This is a genomic window from Pseudoalteromonas sp. P1-11, assembly GCF_001399995.1.
In the GTDB taxonomy this organism is placed as follows: Bacteria; Pseudomonadota; Gammaproteobacteria; order Enterobacterales; family Alteromonadaceae; genus Pseudoalteromonas; species Pseudoalteromonas atlantica.
Map to the genome: position 1 here is coordinate 438,988 of NZ_LJSP01000001.1, position 18,074 is coordinate 457,061.

15 protein-coding genes and 1 pseudogene are annotated in these 18,074 nt (G+C 41.2%); 10 read left to right on the plus strand and 6 right to left on the minus strand.

Features of this window, described 5'->3' with window-relative positions:
* Nucleotides 1-60 precede the first annotated feature (60 nt).
* The 4 genes from guaA (at nucleotide 61) to AN390_RS02015 (ending at nucleotide 4,382) form a co-directional block, all read left to right on the plus strand.
* Entirely contained in the window at nucleotides 61-1,638 is a 1,578-nt protein-coding gene (gene guaA / locus AN390_RS02000; RefSeq protein ID WP_055252821.1) for a glutamine-hydrolyzing GMP synthase, read from the plus strand.
* Between the two features lie 307 nt (nucleotides 1,639-1,945).
* Nucleotides 1,946-3,136: a site-specific integrase gene (locus AN390_RS02005; RefSeq protein WP_055252822.1), complete on the plus strand. Its 1,191-nt coding sequence runs from the start codon at nucleotides 1,946-1,948 to the stop codon at nucleotides 3,134-3,136.
* Between the two features lie 74 nt (nucleotides 3,137-3,210).
* The gene (locus AN390_RS02010; protein ID WP_055252823.1) at nucleotides 3,211-3,912 is read left to right on the plus strand and encodes a DUF3800 domain-containing protein; all 702 of its coding nucleotides are present in this window, start codon (nucleotides 3,211-3,213) and stop codon (nucleotides 3,910-3,912) included.
* Nucleotides 3,909-4,382, plus strand: a complete 474-nt coding sequence (locus tag AN390_RS02015; RefSeq protein WP_095206715.1) for an oxidoreductase — start codon at nucleotides 3,909-3,911, stop codon at nucleotides 4,380-4,382. The genes AN390_RS02010 and AN390_RS02015 overlap by 4 nt, the downstream gene beginning before the upstream one ends.
* 202 nt (nucleotides 4,383-4,584) lie before the next feature.
* Here AN390_RS02015 and AN390_RS02020 read toward each other — a convergent pair whose 3' ends face one another.
* The gene (locus AN390_RS02020) at nucleotides 4,585-5,274 is read right to left on the minus strand and encodes a hypothetical protein (RefSeq protein WP_201780867.1); all 690 of its coding nucleotides are present in this window, start codon (nucleotides 5,272-5,274) and stop codon (nucleotides 4,585-4,587) included.
* Nucleotides 5,275-5,383: 109 nt separating this feature from the next.
* Between AN390_RS02020 and AN390_RS02030 the strand changes: the two are divergent.
* Nucleotides 5,384-6,533, plus strand: a pseudogene (locus tag AN390_RS02030) (IS3 family transposase).
* Here AN390_RS02030 and AN390_RS19550 read toward each other — a convergent pair.
* Nucleotides 6,469-6,939 carry a hypothetical protein gene (locus tag AN390_RS19550; protein WP_095206716.1) on the minus strand — a complete coding sequence of 157 codons (471 nt, stop codon included), beginning with the start codon at nucleotides 6,937-6,939 and terminating at the stop codon, nucleotides 6,469-6,471. The pseudogene AN390_RS02030 and the gene AN390_RS19550 overlap by 65 nt on opposite strands.
* A gap of 332 nt (nucleotides 6,940-7,271) precedes the next feature.
* Here AN390_RS19550 and AN390_RS19725 point away from each other — a divergent pair, with 332 nt between their 5' ends.
* On the plus strand, nucleotides 7,272-7,436 hold the full coding sequence (locus tag AN390_RS19725) for a hypothetical protein (RefSeq protein ID WP_157686027.1): 165 nt from the start codon (nucleotides 7,272-7,274) through the stop codon (nucleotides 7,434-7,436).
* A 108-nt stretch (nucleotides 7,437-7,544) separates the two neighbouring features.
* Here the strand turns inward: AN390_RS19725 and AN390_RS02035 are convergent, their stop codons facing one another.
* The gene (locus tag AN390_RS02035; RefSeq protein ID WP_201780868.1) at nucleotides 7,545-8,549 is read right to left on the minus strand and encodes a LysR family transcriptional regulator; all 1,005 of its coding nucleotides are present in this window, start codon (nucleotides 8,547-8,549) and stop codon (nucleotides 7,545-7,547) included.
* On the opposite strand from AN390_RS02035, the gene AN390_RS02040 reads away from it, so the two are divergent.
* A complete protein-coding gene (locus tag AN390_RS02040; protein ID WP_055252826.1) occupies nucleotides 8,548-9,531 on the plus strand; it encodes an aldo/keto reductase in 984 nt (327 codons plus the stop codon). The genes AN390_RS02035 and AN390_RS02040 overlap by 2 nt on opposite strands.
* A complete protein-coding gene (locus AN390_RS02045; protein WP_055252827.1) occupies nucleotides 9,528-10,715 on the plus strand; it encodes an MFS transporter in 1,188 nt (395 codons plus the stop codon). The genes AN390_RS02040 and AN390_RS02045 overlap by 4 nt, the downstream gene beginning before the upstream one ends.
* A gap of 302 nt (nucleotides 10,716-11,017) precedes the next feature.
* Here the strand turns inward: AN390_RS02045 and AN390_RS02050 are convergent, their stop codons facing one another.
* The gene (locus AN390_RS02050) at nucleotides 11,018-12,616 is read right to left on the minus strand and encodes a BCCT family transporter (RefSeq protein WP_055252828.1); all 1,599 of its coding nucleotides are present in this window, start codon (nucleotides 12,614-12,616) and stop codon (nucleotides 11,018-11,020) included.
* An 819-nt stretch (nucleotides 12,617-13,435) separates the two neighbouring features.
* Between AN390_RS02050 and AN390_RS02055 the strand changes: the two genes are divergently transcribed.
* Together AN390_RS02055 and rimI are read left to right on the plus strand one after the other, a co-directional pair.
* Nucleotides 13,436-13,741: a hypothetical protein gene (locus AN390_RS02055; RefSeq protein WP_055252829.1), complete on the plus strand. Its 306-nt coding sequence runs from the start codon at nucleotides 13,436-13,438 to the stop codon at nucleotides 13,739-13,741.
* Nucleotides 13,728-14,195: a ribosomal protein S18-alanine N-acetyltransferase gene (gene rimI, locus AN390_RS02060; RefSeq protein ID WP_029772791.1), complete on the plus strand. Its 468-nt coding sequence runs from the start codon at nucleotides 13,728-13,730 to the stop codon at nucleotides 14,193-14,195. The genes AN390_RS02055 and rimI overlap by 14 nt, the downstream gene beginning before the upstream one ends.
* A 48-nt stretch (nucleotides 14,196-14,243) precedes the next feature.
* On the opposite strand, the gene AN390_RS02065 is transcribed toward rimI, so the two are convergent.
* Both AN390_RS02065 and AN390_RS02070 read right to left on the minus strand, forming a co-directional pair.
* On the minus strand, nucleotides 14,244-16,916 hold the full coding sequence (locus AN390_RS02065) for an ATP-binding protein (protein WP_055252830.1): 2,673 nt from the start codon (nucleotides 16,914-16,916) through the stop codon (nucleotides 14,244-14,246).
* Between the two features lie 428 nt (nucleotides 16,917-17,344).
* Entirely contained in the window at nucleotides 17,345-18,013 is a 669-nt protein-coding gene (locus AN390_RS02070) for a TetR/AcrR family transcriptional regulator (protein ID WP_055252831.1), read from the minus strand.
* Between the last annotated feature and the right edge of the window lie 61 nt (nucleotides 18,014-18,074).

The window sequence follows — 18,074 nt, forward strand, 5'->3', positions numbered from 1 at the left end:
CCTCTTTTATAGCCACTAAGCAAATTAGTGGAATCTAGCATCTACTTTACGAGATCCTTCATGAGCAAAGATATTCACGATTCACGAATTCTAATTTTAGATTTTGGTTCGCAATACACTCAATTAATCGCGCGTCGTATCCGCGAAATTGGCGTTTACTGTGAGCTGTGGGCATGGGATGTGACCGAAGAGCAAATTCGCGAATTTAATCCACAAGGTATTATTTTATCTGGTGGTCCTGAGTCAACCACACTAGAGAACAGCCCGCGTGCACCTGAATACGTATTTAACGCTGGCGTGCCAGTGCTGGGTATTTGTTACGGCATGCAAACCATGGCAGCTCAACTTGGCGGCAGTGTACACAGCTCAGATAAAAAAGAGTTTGGTTATGCACAAGTAGAAAAAGTGGGTAACTGTGCATTATTCGATGCAATTGAAGATCATATTACCGATGGCGGCAACGGCGTTTTAGACGTGTGGATGAGCCACGGCGACAAAGTAATGGAAGTGCCGGCAAGCTTTAGCACCACAGCTAAAACACCAACGTGTCCGCATGCTGCTATGTCTAACGAAGAAAAACGTTTTTACGGCGTACAATTTCACCCAGAAGTAACGCACACTCATCAAGGTCAACGTTTATTAGAGCGTTTTGCAATTGATATTTGTGGATGTGAAAAGCTATGGACACCTGCCAAAATTATTGATGATGCTATTGAGCGCATTAAAGAAACCGTTGGCAATGACGAAGTTATTTTAGGCTTATCAGGAGGTGTTGATTCATCTGTTGTAGCAATGCTGATCCACCGTGCAATTGGCGAAAACCTAACATGTGTATTTGTTGATAATGGCTTACTTCGCTTAAACGAAGGTCAGCAAGTTATGGACATGTTTGGCAATAAATTTGGCTTAAACATTGTTAAAGTAGATGCTGAGGAGCAATTTTTAGCTGACCTTGCAGGCAAGTCAGATCCAGAAGAAAAACGTAAAGCCATTGGCCATACGTTTATTAATGTATTTGATGAGCAAGCTAAAAAGCTTAAAAATGCGAAGTGGTTAGGTCAAGGGACTATTTACCCAGACGTAATAGAATCAGCCGCTTCAGCCACAGGTAAAGCACACGTAATTAAATCTCACCACAACGTGGGCGGCTTACCAGATGACATGAAAATGGGCTTAGTTGAGCCATTACGTGAATTATTTAAAGATGAAGTACGTAAAATTGGTTTAGAGCTTGGTTTACCTTACGACATGCTTTACCGCCACCCATTCCCAGGGCCAGGTTTAGGTGTACGTGTACTTGGCGAAATTAAAAAAGAGTACTGTGATTTACTACGCCGTGCTGATGCTATCTTTATTGAAGAGCTACACAAAGCTGAGCTTTATCATAAAGTAAGCCAAGCGTTTACTGTATTCTTACCTGTTAAGTCGGTAGGGGTTATGGGCGATGCACGTAAATACGATTGGGTTGTATCACTGCGTTGTGTTGAAACTATCGACTTTATGACGGCGCGTTGGTCACATTTACCGTATGAGTTTTTAGGTGTGGTTTCTAACCGTATCATTAACGAAATTGACGGTATTTCACGTGTTGTTTACGATATTTCTGGTAAACCACCGGCCACTATTGAGTGGGAATAATGCTCCTTTAAGAAAGGTCTGGCATTAACAAGCACTAAATCATACTTAAGTCCGCGTAATTGCGGACTTTTTTTGTTTTTGGCTTAGTCATTTTTGGCAATGTCTGGCAACGCCAAGCACGGTTTGACCGTGGTATTTTGATGGGTATGATTCATCGGTAATGCCATGGATTACGCCCGATACCATGCTGAGTGTTTTTGATGGGACATGGTATTGAATTTTTATATCTATCTGTTTTGTAATGATTAATCTCTAGTTTTTTAGAGGTTTTTCAGCATGGTATCAAACAAGAATAATAGGTCGAAACATGCTGACTGATACCAAGCTACGCAATCTCAAACCCAAAGATAAACTATACAAAGTCAATGACCGTGATGGCCTCTATGTTGCTGTGACCACTGCGGGTTCTATCTCATTTCGCTACAACTACTCGATCAATGGCAGACAAGAAACCATTACCTTTGGTCGCTACGGAGTAGGAGGCATCACGTTAGCAGAAGCGCGTGAGCGTCTCAATGAAGCGAAGAGAATGGTTACTGATGGAAAGTCACCGGCCAAAGAGAAAGCCCGTGCGAAGGCGAGAACGAAAGATGCTGAAACCTTTGGTGCTTGGGCTCAGAAATGGCTGCGTGGTTATCAGATGGCCGACTCTACCCGGGATATGCGTCGCTCAGTCTACGCCCGAGAGTTAGAGGGCAAATTTGGCAATCAGAAGCTGACCGAAATCACCCATGAAGATCTGCGAGCACTGACTGACGCGATAGTAGAGCGTGGAGCGCCCGCAACGGCTGTACATACGCGTGACATTGTACTCCAGGTGTATCGATGGGCGATTGAGAGAGGGCAGAAAGTTGAGAACCCGGCAGACCTGGTGAGGCCCGCAAGTATCGCGCGGTTTGAGCCAAGAGACCGAACGTTAACACCGGCTGAGATTGGTTTGATGTACCGCTATATGGAAAAGGTAGGAACCACCCCTTCGATTCGTGCTGCGGTAAAGTTGCTATTGCTGACTATGGTACGCAAAAGCGAATTAACCAATGCAACCTGGAGCGAAATTAACTTTAGCGAAGCGTTGTGGACGATTCCTAAAGAGAGGATGAAACGGCGTAACCCTCACCTGGTATTTTTGTCACGCCAGGCGATGGACATTCTGATCGCCTTGAAGACATTTGCCGGTGGGTCTGATTACATTCTTCCTTCCCGTTATGACTCCGATGCCCCAATGAGTAGTGCGACGATGAATCGAGTTATGGATTTGACATACAAGGCCGCTCAAAAAGAAGGTCGGCCACTAAGTAAGTTCGGTCCTCATGATTTACGTCGAACAGCCAGCACGCTATTGCATGAAGCTGGGTATAACACGGATTGGATAGAAAAATGCCTTGCGCACGAACAGAAAGGGGTGAGGGCAGTTTACAACAAAGCAGAGTATCGAGAGCAAAGAGCATCAATGCTACAGGACTGGGCAGATATGATTGATGAGTGGATATCAGTTTAGATTCATCAAGTAGTTTTACCTATCAGAAAAAATCGGTAGACTTAATCTAATATAACAAAGAAGAAGAGCTAAAAGTGTCTCAAACATTTAACATATACGGTGACGAATCTTGTCACATAGAAAATGACCATATTTCGGTGATGGTTCTAGGTGTTGTTTGGTGTCCAAACACAATAACAAAAAAAATTGGTAGGGATATTAGAGAAATAAAGATTAAGCATGGCTTGAAGTCAGATTTTGAGATTAAATGGACAAAAGTTTCAGATTCTAAAATAGATTTCTATCTGGAGCTTGTGGATTACTTTTTCTCAAATCAGGCTCTTAGGTTTAGAGGACTTGTTATACCTGATAAATCGTTATTAGATCATGGTAAATTTAATCAGGAACATAACGAATTTTATTATAAAATGTACTTTTACGTGCTAAAGAATATTATACAGAATAACAATAGTTATCGTGTTTATTTAGATATAAAAGATACTTTAGGGCGCGAAAAGCTGGATATTTTGCAACGATGTCTTTATAACGCCAATTACGATTATAACCGTGATGCAATAGAAAGAATCCAGCATATTCGATCTCACGAGGTAGAACAGTTACAACTTGCAGATTTATTTATTGGTGCCTTAGGCTATGTTCATCGAGAGCTTAGTAGTAATAAAGGTAAGGTTGCTGTTATTGAAAAAATACGTAACTTGTCTGGAAAGAGTCTTATAAAAAGCACTTTGCCGTCTGAAGATAAATTTAATGTATTTGTATGGGAGGCTAGACAATGATTCTGCCACTGCCTCCTTTAGTACCATTTTGTGGTAATTGGGGAAATTATATTGAAACTATCTACGAGATATATACAGATACGATTCTTAATTCTGGTTTGAATTTAAATAATATTCCAATACAACCAAGGTACACACCTGAAACACAAGGGAAAGAATTTGGTTTTTGGCATATTACATCAGAAGGTGAAGAAGAAGAAGATAGACAGCCAGATTTAAGACGGTGTGAAAGAATTAGATGGATTAAGTGGACTATCGAAAATTTCTCCCAATTTGCTGAAGTAAGCTACTGGGAAGAAAAAAGAAAAAATACTACTGAAATAGTAATATGGATTGAGTCGGAAAAGTATGTTGTTGTTTTGTCTGAACGTAGGGATTATTGGTTACTGAAGACCGCTTATCTAGCAGAAAAAAGTGGTAAAATTAGACAGCTAACTCGTAACAGAAATAAGTATCAGAAGCACAAATAAAGCTGAACCCGATACATGTTACCATGCACCGGGTTCGTACGCTCTTTCCACACCTGGTAGATGAGACAACGTGATCATAGATAAACTTGTCTATGTTGTCAATGGCATTAGATATGTAATTATAGGTAATGGATTAATGTTTTGTTGATGTTACGGCTATAAAATTACTTTACTATCAGTATATTACTTAAGTGTTAAACACTCATTCCTTAGTTTGGTCACGATAGGAACTGGAAATAGAAAGTAAGAACCCTTTACGAACACCTCCTATTGCCTTAGACACTGCCTGGTTTGACAACGGCTTACCTGTGATTTCACCCAGCAATATACCAATCTGTTTATTAGACATGTTTTGCTTCCGAAGAACCAGCATGCGCTTTTTGTTGTCGGTTAGTCGATAATCTACCATCTTGCGCGCTAAGTTGCGCAGCTCGGGTAAATTAGTTGGATCCAGTGAAGAGTCCAGCATGAAGTGATAAAAGTACTCATCAATTAATTTATCTCCGGACTTAGCGTTATGACGGTCTGGATGCGCGATTTGGCGTCGTAACCTCAAGACTTCTTTCTCAAATTGTTCTGCAGAGCGTTTGGCTTGCTTATATAGAGAATTCCAAGAACCATCATGAAGCTTGGGGCGATGGGTTAGACAGTAATTCGTACTCAGATCCGGTCGCTTTTTTTTTCCTGCTTTTTCATCATTGTCACGATCATTGTTTTCTCTCTCAATATATCCGTGTTTTGTCCATGTGTGCATGAAATGTGAAAACTCTGTTGGGTTTCCACACAGGGCACATAGTCGTGTTTTTTTAGCCGGTTTTAACCAGATATCAGGAGCTAGTTGTGATCTATTAGGTTTCTTTCCTTCACAAATCATAAACAATGATTCGAGCATATCTTGAGTCGATATGAACAGTATGTCTTGCTCTGTATGGGAACTGGTAAGACCCCACTTCCCTAGACACTTAATAGCTATATAATTAAACAAACTATGAGGTGTTGTTATGAGCGGAAAACGCTACACAGAAGAATTCAAAATCCAAGCCGTGAACAAGTCACTAAGCACGGCCATACTCTTAACTCAACGGCTGAGCGACTGGGAGTGAGCTACAAGTCGCTTTGCGAATGGGTTAAAAGATATGAGAAGCCAGCGGAGCAGCGTCAGCAAGAAGATGATCAAAACGCTGAAATAAGGAAGCTAAAAGCCGAGCTAAAGCGGGTGACTATGGAAAGGGACATATTAAAGGAAGCCGCCGTGTACTTTGCCGGGGAGTCAAAGAAAAGTACACGTTCATAAGCGAGCGACTTCAGCGATACCCTTTGAAAGTGATGTGCCAAATCCTTGAAATCCAACGCAGTGGATTCTACGCGTGGCAGCGTAAACCGCTAAGTTGTCGCGCGAAAGAGGACCAACGCTTACTAGGTAAAATTAAGCAGTTTTGGCTTGAGAGTGGGTGCGTTTATGGTTATCGCAATATCACTATCGATCTTCGAAGTGATGGTGAATCTTGTGGGAAGAACCGAGTATATCGCTTGATGAAGCAAGCCAATATAAAGGCGGTACGAGGCTATAAACGTCACCCAGGATTTGGTCGAGGTAAAGCTCATATCGCCGCTCCAAACGTTCTAGATAGGGGATTCAACGTTGATAAACCAGACCGAGCTTGGGTAACTGATTTTACCTACATCCGTACGCACGAAGGATGGCTATACTTGACGGTTGTCATCGACCTATTTTCTCGGAAAGTGGTTGGTTGGACAATGAAAAGCAGTCCTAAATCTGACCTAGTCATCGATGCATTGTTGATGGCTATTTGGCGCAGAAGACCTAAAAGTAAGGTTCTGATCCACTCTGATCAAGGGGTTCAATACACCTCGGGTGATTGGAAGAACTTCCTGAAAGCGCATAATATGGAAATCAGTATGAGTCGAAAAGGAAACTGCCATGACAATGCTGTTGCTGAAAGCTTTTTCTCACTGCTTAAGAAAGATCGAGTGAAGAAAAAAATCTATAAAACCCGCGCTGAAGCGCGGTCAGAGATATTTGATTATATCGAGTGTTTCTACAATCCCAGACGAAATCATGGTACTAATGGTGGACTGTCACCCAATGACTATGAAAGGCAGTATTTTCAGAAGCTTGAGAGTGTATAGAGTTCTGGGGTCTTACCAGAGCTACCGCTATTCTATCTACATAGACTAGGTTGTCACCCGTATTTAGTCTCGATTGCTTGGGAAACAAAGCATGTAGTACACCTTCAGGTTGACCATCAACAATGAAATAAAACGTTTTTTGCTCATATCCATTAGTATCAGCATTACTGACTATTCCTTGCCAGTTCCAGTGGAAGTCTGAGATACCTTTAGTGCACAAATCACTAATAAAGTGCTCTTTTGAGGTTGCTGCAGACTTGAGTGCAATAGCTTTTCCAAAAAGAAGAGTTTGCCATTGTTGATCCATTACAGCGGGATATATATGGTCTGCGTCAATAACTATACTGTAATCACATTCTTGATTATCTGTAAGTCTATTGATTTTTCCTTCGCTTAGTTGTTGCATTTAACCTCTCAGTATAAAGAGTAAGTTATTAAACTAGATGTCATTTTATAGCATATATACGATGTGCAACATTGTGATATAAACTAGGTTACAGTTAATGTGGGTGTTTTTTCTTCTAATTTGATTAAGGAACCTAGTCACTAGTCATTTGGTACTGCGGGGCATTTTTGCAAATTTAGGTTAGCTGCTACCAGTAGATTATCTTGTTGAAAGACTTCTTCTTAGGGTTGTGGTACTTGAATAATATAATTGATATTTTAAAGCTTATCGTGAAGTTGTACGAATGGAGAAGATGAGTTGCTAGAGAGCAAAACTATGAGCTGGAGACAAATGTGAACATATCTAATCCTAACCCACGTTTGCTTACCGCTGAAGAAAAGCAAGAGCTTCGTCGTGATATGGCAGAATCCTCAGCTTGGGCTAAAGCAGAACTAAAGCGTCGACGAGCATCAAAAAAGTCTGGGATTAGAGTTGAGAAAGACCGTCTTTCTAACTAGCTGTTATATATATGTTAATTTTCTTCTCGTTGATATTCGAGTGGGAGTAGGGCTAGCCATAAATAGCTAATAAATGAAATGCCAGTCAGTTTTACTGACTGGCATTTTTTATGGGGATAATGACTGTTGGTTTTCAGAAATCAGTGTATCCAGAAAATCGACAACAGCTCTAACTCTGCGTGAGTGTGCTAAGTCTGAGTGAATAGCCAACCAAATCGGCTGATCACAACCCACATCTCCTTGCACACAAACCAAGTCTCTTTTCTTAGAGGTAAAATGAGGGAGTATCGCCATACCAACCCCTGCTTCTACAGCGCTCATTTGTGCCGATAGGCTGGTTGTGGTCAAGCGGCAAGGCTTTCCTCTTAACATTTTTGTTAGCCATTGTGCTGTTGGCAAATTTTGCTGCATTTCAGACCACCCGATGAAATCATCATGTTCGAAAGATAGGCTAGTGGTGTCTGAGCTCTTTCTATTGTTTACGTAGTCTTGTGAGGCGTAAAGCCCAAACCCTAGTGTACCTAGTCGACGGATGCTCACATTACCCCGTTCCGGTCTTACCATACGCAAGGCAATGTCAGCATCGCGTCGGTGCAGGTTAACTGTGGACACGCCCGTGACTATCTCCACGGTTAAATTTGGATGAGCAGCAATAAGTTTTGGCATGGCTGGAATAATGAGGTGATCAGCTAATCCTTGCGCTGTTGCCAGGCGTACATGACCCATCACTTCATCATTATTACGATACGTAGCATCTCCAAAAGCAAAGCCGGCTTGCTCTAGGGCTTCAGCCGGTGAAACCAGATCTCTGCCTTCATCGGTTAATGTATAGCCCTGTTGGTCACGCGTAAATAAGCGAACCTGTAGCGCAGACTCCAGACGTTCTAAACGTCGAGAAGTGGTGGCAATCCCCAAATTTAATCGTTTTGCTGCGCGACTTAATGTGCCTTCTCGAGCGATGGCGAGAAATATCCTGGCATCATCCCAATTCAAAGATGGTGTATTGTTCTGATTTCCATTTTCGGAAATCTGATTGCGGTTTATGTGCATATGAATCTCCATTTTCGGAAAGTATACTGAATATCTCAACGTAAACCAAGGGATATCAATCATGAAGAAACGTGTATTAGGTCAAAGTCTTGAAGTCTCCGAGATAGGGTTAGGCTGTATGGGCATGAGTGAATTCTATGGGCCCAGAAATGACGCCGAATCTAAGTCGGTGCTCCATAAAGCTATTGATCTTGGCTGCACTTTTTTAGATACCGCAGATACTTATGGCCATTATCATAACGAGCAGCTACTTGGGGAGTTTTTGAAAGAAAGCCGTGCTGAAATTAAAGTTGCGACTAAGTGTGGAATTGTACGTCGTCCTGGGGAGTACCAACGAGTAATTGATAATAGTCCAGATTATATTCGCCGTGCTTGTGAGAGTTCACTACGCCGCTTAGGTGTTGAATGCATCGACTTATACTATATCCATCGATTAGATCCTAATGTGCCTATAGAAACAACCGTTTTTACGTTGTCTCAATTGGTTAAGGAGGGGAAAATTGCAAATATTGGCTTATCTGAGGTCAGCGCAAGTACACTGAGAAAAGCGCATGCTGTTCATCGAATTAGTGCCGTGCAGACCGAGTATTCACTGTGGACCCGTGATGTGGAGCAAGATGTTTTGCCAACTTGTAGAGAATTAGGTATTGGTTTTGTTCCTTATTCTCCATTAGGGCGTGGTTTTTTGACAGGGAATATTACGCCTGACAGTGACTTTACTCCTGAAGATGCAAGACAATCATTACCGAGATTCACGCCTGATAACCTAAGAGCAAATCGGCCGCTAACAGAGGTGGTTGCTAGCATGGCCAGTAGTAAGTCATGCTCTTCGGCACAAATTGCATTGGCATGGTTATTAGCACAGGGGCCTGACATCGTACCTATTCCGGGTGCAAAGAAAATGAAGCATTTGATTGATAATTTGGGGGCTCCTGATGTCGTATTAACGGCAGCGGATTTGGCCCGCATTGAATCAGCAGTGCGAGAATTTCAGCCCGCAGGGGAGCGTTATACAACTGAAGGTATGAAAGGAGTGAACGCTTGAGCCCGTTAAACCACACAAATTGGCGCAGCTGGGTCGCTGTTTTTATGCTTGGTATTGCGTCATTTACGGTTGTTGCTACTGAGTTAGCACCAATAGGTATGTTGTCTTCGATTGCACAAGATATGCAGCAGAGTGCTAGCTCTACAGGGTTAGTTGTTACTTTGTATGCATGGCTTGGTGCCGCTGCCGCTTTAATTTCAGTCATGATGATTAGTCATTTACCCCGTCGACCATTGTTAGTCGGACTGATGCTATTGTTGGGGCTGTCCAATGGCGTGGCAGCTGTCAGTCATAGTTTTAGCGTATTGTTAGCTGCCAGGCTTGTCGGTGCTCTTGCTCATGGTGCTTTCTGGGCAATGATTGGCACTTTGGGCGCACAGCTGGTCTCAGAAAGTAGCGTGGGGAAAGCCACTGCCATTATTTTCGGGGGTGTTTCAACCGCGAGTGTTTTAGGTGTCCCACTTATTAATTGGATAAGCGCTGATGCTGGCTGGCGATTATCATTTTCACTTTTAGGAATATTATCTGTTGTTACGGCATTAACTCTGGCTCTAAGCCTTCCGCATGTATCAGGTACACCGCGTTTGGGAAGGGGGCAACTCTTCTCTGTGTTTCGAAATTCGAAGTTGAGAATCGTATACCTCATTGCGGCTTGTGGTATCGTTTCACACTTTGCTGCATTTACTTATGTTGAGGTGCTACTTTCTTCAGTGATTGCCCTGCCAAACAGTTGGATCTCTATCTGTCTGTTGACATTTGGTATTGCTGGCATAGTCGGCAACTTCATGTGCGGAATGTATATAGACAACCACTTAAAGAGAGTCCTTAGCACAGGGCTTCTACTTATTTCGTTGTGTTTGATGTTAATTAGCCTTCCGACTGTTAACAGCAAAATCATGACATTGCTGCTCGTATCCGGATGGGGCATTGGTGTTGCGATACTATTCGTTGGTCTTCAAACATGGGTCATCCGATTAGCCAAAGACGATGCATTACCAGCTTCAGCTATTTATGCTGCTATTTTCAATGGTGCTGTTGGTATGGGAGCCGTATTAGGAGCAGGAATTTTAGACCATTGGAATATTAGTACGCTTTATTTATCTGCTTCATTAATTACGCTGCTAAGTCTTGCTTTGGTGGTTGCTAGTCGTAAAGGAGCTACGGAACAAGCTACTATTGTATAAGTTTGGAATGTTATGAAATATGTCGACAATCAGCAAAAAATTAAAAAAATTCTGCGCATGGTATAGATGATGGTATTGAGAAAAAGTACCTTTCTAACTGGCTGTTATATAGATACATTTTCTTCTCATTGATGTTCGAGTGGGAATAACACCCGTCTTTACTAATGGTTAATGCCTTTTAGATAGCAAACATAGTTTTGTTATCTAAATAATAAAAAGTCCGCTTACACGGACTTTTTTTATGCCTAAAAACCGTTAGCTCTTGCCCACTAAACTCATTAAGTGAAGTGGGCTAAGCGGGTTTATTTTGCAGGAACGGGCGTAGGTTGCTCGGTTTCTGTAAGTAGCCCTTTAACTAGGCTAATACAGCCTAAAATTAAAATAATAGTAAAGGGCAGGGCGGCAATAATAGTAATGTATTGCAATGCTTGGATTGAATCGGTGCCACCAATCCACAGCATTAACATAGCAATAATACTGGCAATAACGGCCCATACTAGCTTTTGCTTTATAGGTACTTCTAGTTTTCCGCCTGATGTAAGGCTATCTATTACAATAGAGCCGGAGTCGAGGGTGGTAACAAAAAAGATAATTATTAACGCCACAGCTAAAAGCGAAAGCAGCGTACCAAATGCATAAGCATCTAGCATATAAAACAAGCTAAGCGTTACATCTGTAATGCCTTGATTTGCGCCAAGTACCCCAACTTCATTTATAATTTGATCAATCGCAACACCACCAAAAACCGACATCCAAGCAGTAGTTACAAGGGTAGGAATGAGTAATACATACACTAAAAACTCGCGTATGGTGCGCCCTTTTGAAATACGCGCTACAAACATACCAAAGCAAGGTGCGTATGCAACCCACCACGCCCAATAAAACACAGTCCAGCCATGTAGCCACTGCGTATCTTCTCGGCCGGTGCTGTAGCTTAGAGGAATGATATTTTTAACATAACCTATTACTGCTGTGTAGGCAGAATCAAGTACCGTGGTAAAGTTTAAAATAAACACTAAACCCAGAAACACAAAGGCTATGCCCATATTTATATTGCTTAGGAGTTTAACGCCACCATCCATACCGCGCACAATAGAGAGGATAGCCAAGCTCATAATTAATAAAATAATGCCTTGTTGTAATAATAAAGAGCTTTTAAAGCCGAGCACGTGGCTAATACCACTGGCTGCTTGTGCCCCGCCTAAGCCTAACGACGTAGCAAGACCAAAAAGGGTTACTAATACCGCCATTACATCGATAACATCACCTAACTTGCCCCATACTCTATCTCCTAAAAGCGGGTAAAATATTGAGCGCATAGAAAGCGGTAAGCCTTTGTTATAAACAAAATAGGCTAGGCACAAAGCGGTCATACCGTAAATTGCCCACGCGTGCAGACCCCAATGGAATACAGTTGCCCCTAAAGCCATTTCTCGGCCTTGCTCGGTAAAGGCTTCTGCATTGAGAGGCGTGCCAAACCAGTCGGTGTAAAAGGCGGTGGGCTCTGCCACACCCCAAAAAATAAGGCCTATACCCATGCCTGCAGCAAAGAGCATAGATACCCACGATAAGGTTGAATAGTCTGTAGTTGCTTTATCGCCGCCAAGGCGAATTTTTCCCAGCGGTGAAGCGGCAATACCTACTGCAAACAGCAGTAATATATTGGCGCCCCACATAAATACGTAGTCAAAATTAGTTAGTGCGGCATTTTTTATTGAGTTAATCGCCTCTTTAGCTTCGTTAGGCGAGAGTGCAAGTAGAGTAATTATAAAAAGTAGAGATAGGCCAATAGAAACAGAAAATACATTAGTATGAATATCCATGCCCCATTTGCTAACGTTATCTTGTCCTACTTGGTAATCGGTTGAATCGATACTGTATTTTTTTGATTTAAACTTCATATAACACGGCGTGAACTACCAGCAACTGCTAATAGTAAAGCTCCTCCATATTTGCATTGTGAATGACCCGCGTAAGTAAGATACATGATGAAATATGCAATTAGGTGGTAATACCAATCGACTTAAATACTTAGTCTTTCTAGCGAGCTAAATAAAGCGCTAACAGCGTTATAAATTTCTCAGGTAGAGCAACTACATGTAAAAATTAATGCCTTGTAACCGCTCTATTTATCTGTCGCTATAAGCGACTAATAACTTAACACGATTGGTATAACGCGGATCCCCTAGACGCTAAATTGTATCATAAATGCTGCCAATGTTATTGACTTGTTTATGTATACAGCAACTCAACCAAGCTAAACCGCTATAAAAATAACTAGCAGCAAGTGTAAATACACCATGCTACTTAAAGTATTTAACACTTAAGAAGGAATTTACAACATAGCGTTTGGGCTAAGCGAAGGCAGAAACAGTACCGCGGTTATTAAGCACGCACGGTTTTAAAGCACACACTGCAGTTTTAATTACGCTAAGCTGAGCAGCATTTATTTTTTAAAGGTAAGTGCTGTTAAAGCTAAAGTGGCTTTACAGCACTATTTAGCTTGCTAATTCAGCGTTTTGTATAATTAAAAAGCAGTTAAACTAAAAAGTTAATTTTTTACTTTACCTTTTCTAAAAGGTCTCTATAATTCGTCGACATTGCAGGGGCGTAGTTCCAATTGGTAGAACAGCGGTCTCCAAAACCGACCCTGCCATTTCTTCTTTACATCGTTTTTATTACTTCATATATTGTTCTAGTGTTTAATCTACTGAGTTGTTATGCATCCACGTTACGCAGCTATTTTTGGTATAGAAAACCTTGAACTAAATCAGCATTATCGTCCTAAAAATACTGATCCTACTTTAGCCGTTTCACAAAGCACTCCAGCTGAGCCTTTAGCGCTGAGCAAGCAGTTATTAAGTGATATACGTTTTAGTGCACCTTCTTTAACAATTAATCATGTTTTAAAAGGGGCAGACATACAGTTAGCCGACGATAAGCTTACACTACCAACCTCACAGCTCAGTGCTTCTGATAAGCGCGCTTTATGGGCTTTAATGAGCACACACCTTGATAAACTTTAAACCTGTAAACGAAAGCGCAATAGCACAATTAATGGCTATTGAAACTGCCTGCCACTCTCATCCTTGGTCTCTTAAAACAATGAGCTCTTGCATGGGCGGCCGTTACTTTAATTTAGCGGCGTTTGATGAAAACACCCTGGTAGGTTTTTATATAGGTGAAAAGGCAGGGCCTGACTTTACCCTTATGGATATATGTGTAACGCCCAGTGAGCAAGGTAAAGGCATTGCAAGGCAGTTACTTAGCCAGTTTATTGAATATGGCGAGCAGCAAAATGCTGAAAACCTTTTTTTAGAAGTACGCGAATCAAACGCGCGTGCAATAACGCTTTACGAACATGCTGGCTTTACGCAAATGTCGGTACGTAAAAACTATTACCCAAGCGATGAGCCCTCTAAAAATGGCTATGAAGACGCCATACTAATGGGTATGGCGCTTAACTTAGGGTTTAGTTAAAGGGTTAAATTAAGCGCTAAATAAACGTTTAAAGTAAAACGCGTATTTTTAGGCTGTTACTTTACTTTTAGCTATGGTTTGCTCAATAGCATTAATTAAATTTACAATTAAGGTGGGACGCTGCGCTTGGTCATTACTAAGCAGGTTTTCTTCTAGTAGCGCTGCACTGTGGTAAATATCGTCAAAATTAAAGCAACCCGCACTGCCTTTTAGGCTATGAGCTACGCTTCGAAGTGCCTCTGCATCGTTACTGGCTTTTAAGCTGTTTACCTTTTGTAAGTAACTTGGCAGGTTAGCCACATAGTTATCGTTAATTTGCTGAAACTTTTCACTTTTTAGTAAACTATCCCACTTGTTCTGATTATCTTTTTCAAGGTTTAAGTAACTAACTAGCACGTTTTCAAGCGCGTCTTTATCAATGGGTTTTGCCAGAGCTTTATCGCAACCTGCCTCAATGTATGTGTCTATATCATGGTTCATTACATTGGCAGTAAGCGCGATAATGGGCCCATCGTAGGCTGCATGACGTAGCATTTTAGTTGCCTCAAGGCCGCCCATTACAGGCATTTGCATATCCATAATAATCAGCTGGTAGTCGTTTACTAACGCCATTTCTACTGCTTGTGCACCATTGTTAGCCATATCTGGCTCTAGGCCCCAGGTTTGTAAAAGCAGTTTTATAAGTAGCTGGTTATCGGGGTTATCTTCGGCAACTAATATGTTGGCATCAAAACTAGAAGTGGCAAACGACAAGAAAGGGTCTTTTTCTGGAATAAGCTGTGCTTGCTCAGTTAAAAGCTCAAGTGACTGTTTCGGCTCGTTAATATGGCAATCAACGGTAATAGCAAAGCGACTGCCTATGCCAATTTCGCTTTTTAAAGTAACATCGCCACCCAATAATTGCGCTAAGTTTTTAGAAATACATAAACCTAATCCTGTGCCTCCAAAGCGGCGCGTGGTGGTGGCATCGGCTTGTTCAAAAGGTTTAAATATACGCTCTATTTGGTGCTCAGACATACCAATACCGGTGTCTTTAACCACAAATTCAAGCTGCTGCTTACTTTGCAAATAATGCACACAAATTGATACTTTGCCTTGTTCGGTAAACTTTACGGCATTGCTGGCTATGTTTATCAAAATTTGTTTTAAGCGCGTCATATCACTATAAATAGTGCGCGGTAATGGCAGCTCGTAATGAATGCTAAACCCGAGTTGTTTTTCGTGTGCTAGCGGTTCAATAATTGATTCTATATCGTGAACCAGCTGCACTACATTAAGGGGGGCTTGCTCTACAGCGAGCTTTTCTGCTTCTATTTTAGATAAATCGAGTATGTTGTTTATTAGCTCTAATAAGTGTTTAGAGTTTCGTAAAATGGTATTTAAATGCTGTTTGTCGTTAACCACTTTATCGTTAATTAATAACTGCTCGGTAAAGCCCATAATGGCTGTAAGTGGGGTGCGAATCTCGTGACTCATATTTGCTAAAAAACGGCTTTTAAGCTGGTTAGCTTGCTCTGCTTGAGCTATGGCAAGTTCAAGCTGGCTGTTCATCGCTTCGAGCGCTTTAGTACGGCTTTCTACTTTGTCTTCTAGGTGGTGCTTATATTCTTCTAGTTGTTCTTGGTAGTGTCTTATTTGGTTGATCATGTGGTTAAAATCGTTAAACAACACGCCAACTTCATCATTTGTATGAGCAGGTAAATTTACCGATAAATCACCATCACCTACACGGTGGCTGGCGGCCCCTAAAAGCTCAATTGGGTTTAGCAGTAAATTGCGCACAACCACAAAAATAAGGATAGGCAGGGTGATCACCGAAATTATCACAATTAAGCCTGTGATTAAGCTAATTGCCTTACCCGATTGATAAAGCACGCCTTTTGGAATGGTTGATACAAAGTAATAACCGCCACTCATTTGTACAGCAAATATCATTCTTTCTATTTTATCTATGCTCGAAAGCTCAATCGTCGAAAGGGTGCCTACATCGGCTAAATCGTGAACCTGCTCAAGCTCGTGCTCGGTAATATATTGCCCGCGTAAGCTGTAGTCTGAGCTAAATAAAATTTGCCCGTCGTTGGTTAGCAGTAAATTAAGGGTGTTGTTATAAGGTGCCTCTAAAATACTGGTGTTTAATATGGAGGGTTCAACTTGTAATACTATAAAGCCAAGTTGTTGTGGGCGTTTTAAATAGTAATCAACACTTTGTACGCGCTGTACAAAAAATAAGTTGGTGGTGCCGTCGTTGTTTTGCACCATAAATTGTTGTTGGCGCAAATTACTTTGCAGTACTTGCTTAAAAAATGGGTATGACTGCGGTGCGGTTGTTAAATTATTAGAATAATACGCGTCACTTTTACCACTGGCCGAGACTAAGTTAATACTAATTATGTCTGGGTAGGCTTCGCTGTAACTGGCAAAAACATCCATTAGTGCCCCTAAGCGGCGGGTATAGCTGCCATCAGCATGAATGTCGTTTGATAAAAAATCGTTTAAAACAGGCGAGGTAGACAGTAGTTTTGCTGTTGAATGAAACGAGTCTATGTAGTTGAAAACCTTTTGCTGTTGCTGCTCAACAAAGCGACTCATTATAAGATCAGCCTGCTTTTGTGTTGAGTTGGTTACGTTAGTTAATGTAAAACCACCTAAAAACAACAAGGGTAATATAACAAGCGGGGTTATATACCATAATAATCGAATACTTAACTTACTGGTTTTCATGACCAAACTACTTATCCTCCGTGCAATCTAGCAATGATATGCGTTACGACTTTATTACACAAGAAGCGTAAGCTGATTTGGGTTAATTTAGCGTAAAAAAAGTGTGTATATAATTGGTTTAAATACGGCTAGTGAGCACCGAAAGCGAGATTATATTTTAAGGCGCTATATTTAGCTTTGTTTTAAATAAGTTAGCGGCTGCGCTACTTGGTTTTTTAATTATATAGCTAACAATGCAGTATCAATGCCTGTCATAAATTGAGCGCAAGGGGTAAACCCGTAGCGCTATTTTTATATTTATTAGTGTTTAGCACAATGCATTAAAATATGCGTTGTTAGGGCATTGGCATTAAGGGTAATTTAGCCACGCTTAAAATTAATGCGTGGCTTTAAAATGCTATTTATTTAAAGTATTACACATTTAAAAATTAGTTCTTTTGAGTGTGAGCCGTACCGTAAGAGCGCACTAAAAAGTTTATTGCTACTTCTACCCAGCGGTCTATATCTTTTTTAAGCACAGGCTGATCGGGGTGAGTTAAGTACATTAAATGTAGCTCACTGCGCATTAAGGCAACAAATAGGTTAGTGGCTTCTTCAATGTTTAATTCTTCAAAATCAAGCTCTTTAGATTCCACTGCCGCTTTTAAATAATTAGAGACTTTGTCTTTTACCACCCGCGGGCCAGAGTTATAAAACATATGACCTAGGGCGGGTAAGCGGGGGGCTTCAGCAACAACAATTCGGTATAGAGCCATGGCCGACTCTGATAGAGCGATTTGTAAATAAGCATGCCCAAGGCGGCGTAAGTTTTCTGTTAAGTTCCCTGGCTTAAACGTTATATTATCGATTGATGCTGTAAATATTTCGCATTCGCTTTTAATGACCGCTAAAAATAAAATTTCTTTATTTGCAAAGTGAGCGTAAACCGTCGATTTTGATACGCCTGCCTCACGTTGGATCATGTCGGTGGTTGCACCATTAAAACCATGAATTAAAAATATTTTACGTGCAGCGTGTAATACCGTTCGTGCTTTTGCGCCAAGCTCTAATTCACTTGGAGGCAGAGTGTTTTGGGCATTAGTAAGCGTTTTTGTCATTACATTTCACCTTGACATAATGTTAAATTACGGCTAGCATATCAAACCGAGCGGTACAGTT

Coding starts and splice junctions, on each gene's coding strand:
- AN390_RS19550 (WP_095206716.1), bottom strand. CDS start 6,939: ATGCAACAACTAAGCGAAGGAAAAATCAATAGACTTACAGATAATCAA.
- AN390_RS02040 (WP_055252826.1), top strand. CDS start 8,548: ATGAAGAAACGTGTATTAGGTCAAAGTCTTGAAGTCTCCGAGATAGGG.
- AN390_RS02005 (WP_055252822.1), top strand. CDS start 1,946: ATGCTGACTGATACCAAGCTACGCAATCTCAAACCCAAAGATAAACTA.
- AN390_RS02055 (WP_055252829.1), top strand. CDS start 13,436: ATGCATCCACGTTACGCAGCTATTTTTGGTATAGAAAACCTTGAACTA.
- AN390_RS02065 (WP_055252830.1), bottom strand. CDS start 16,916: ATGAAAACCAGTAAGTTAAGTATTCGATTATTATGGTATATAACCCCG.
- AN390_RS02050 (WP_055252828.1), bottom strand. CDS start 12,616: ATGAAGTTTAAATCAAAAAAATACAGTATCGATTCAACCGATTACCAA.
- AN390_RS02035 (WP_201780868.1), bottom strand. CDS start 8,549: ATGATTGATATCCCTTGGTTTACGTTGAGATATTCAGTATACTTTCCG.
- AN390_RS02020 (WP_201780867.1), bottom strand. CDS start 5,274: ATGCTCGAATCATTGTTTATGATTTGTGAAGGAAAGAAACCTAATAGA.
- AN390_RS02070 (WP_055252831.1), bottom strand. CDS start 18,013: ATGACAAAAACGCTTACTAATGCCCAAAACACTCTGCCTCCAAGTGAA.
- guaA (WP_055252821.1), top strand. CDS start 61: ATGAGCAAAGATATTCACGATTCACGAATTCTAATTTTAGATTTTGGT.
- AN390_RS02015 (WP_095206715.1), top strand. CDS start 3,909: ATGATTCTGCCACTGCCTCCTTTAGTACCATTTTGTGGTAATTGGGGA.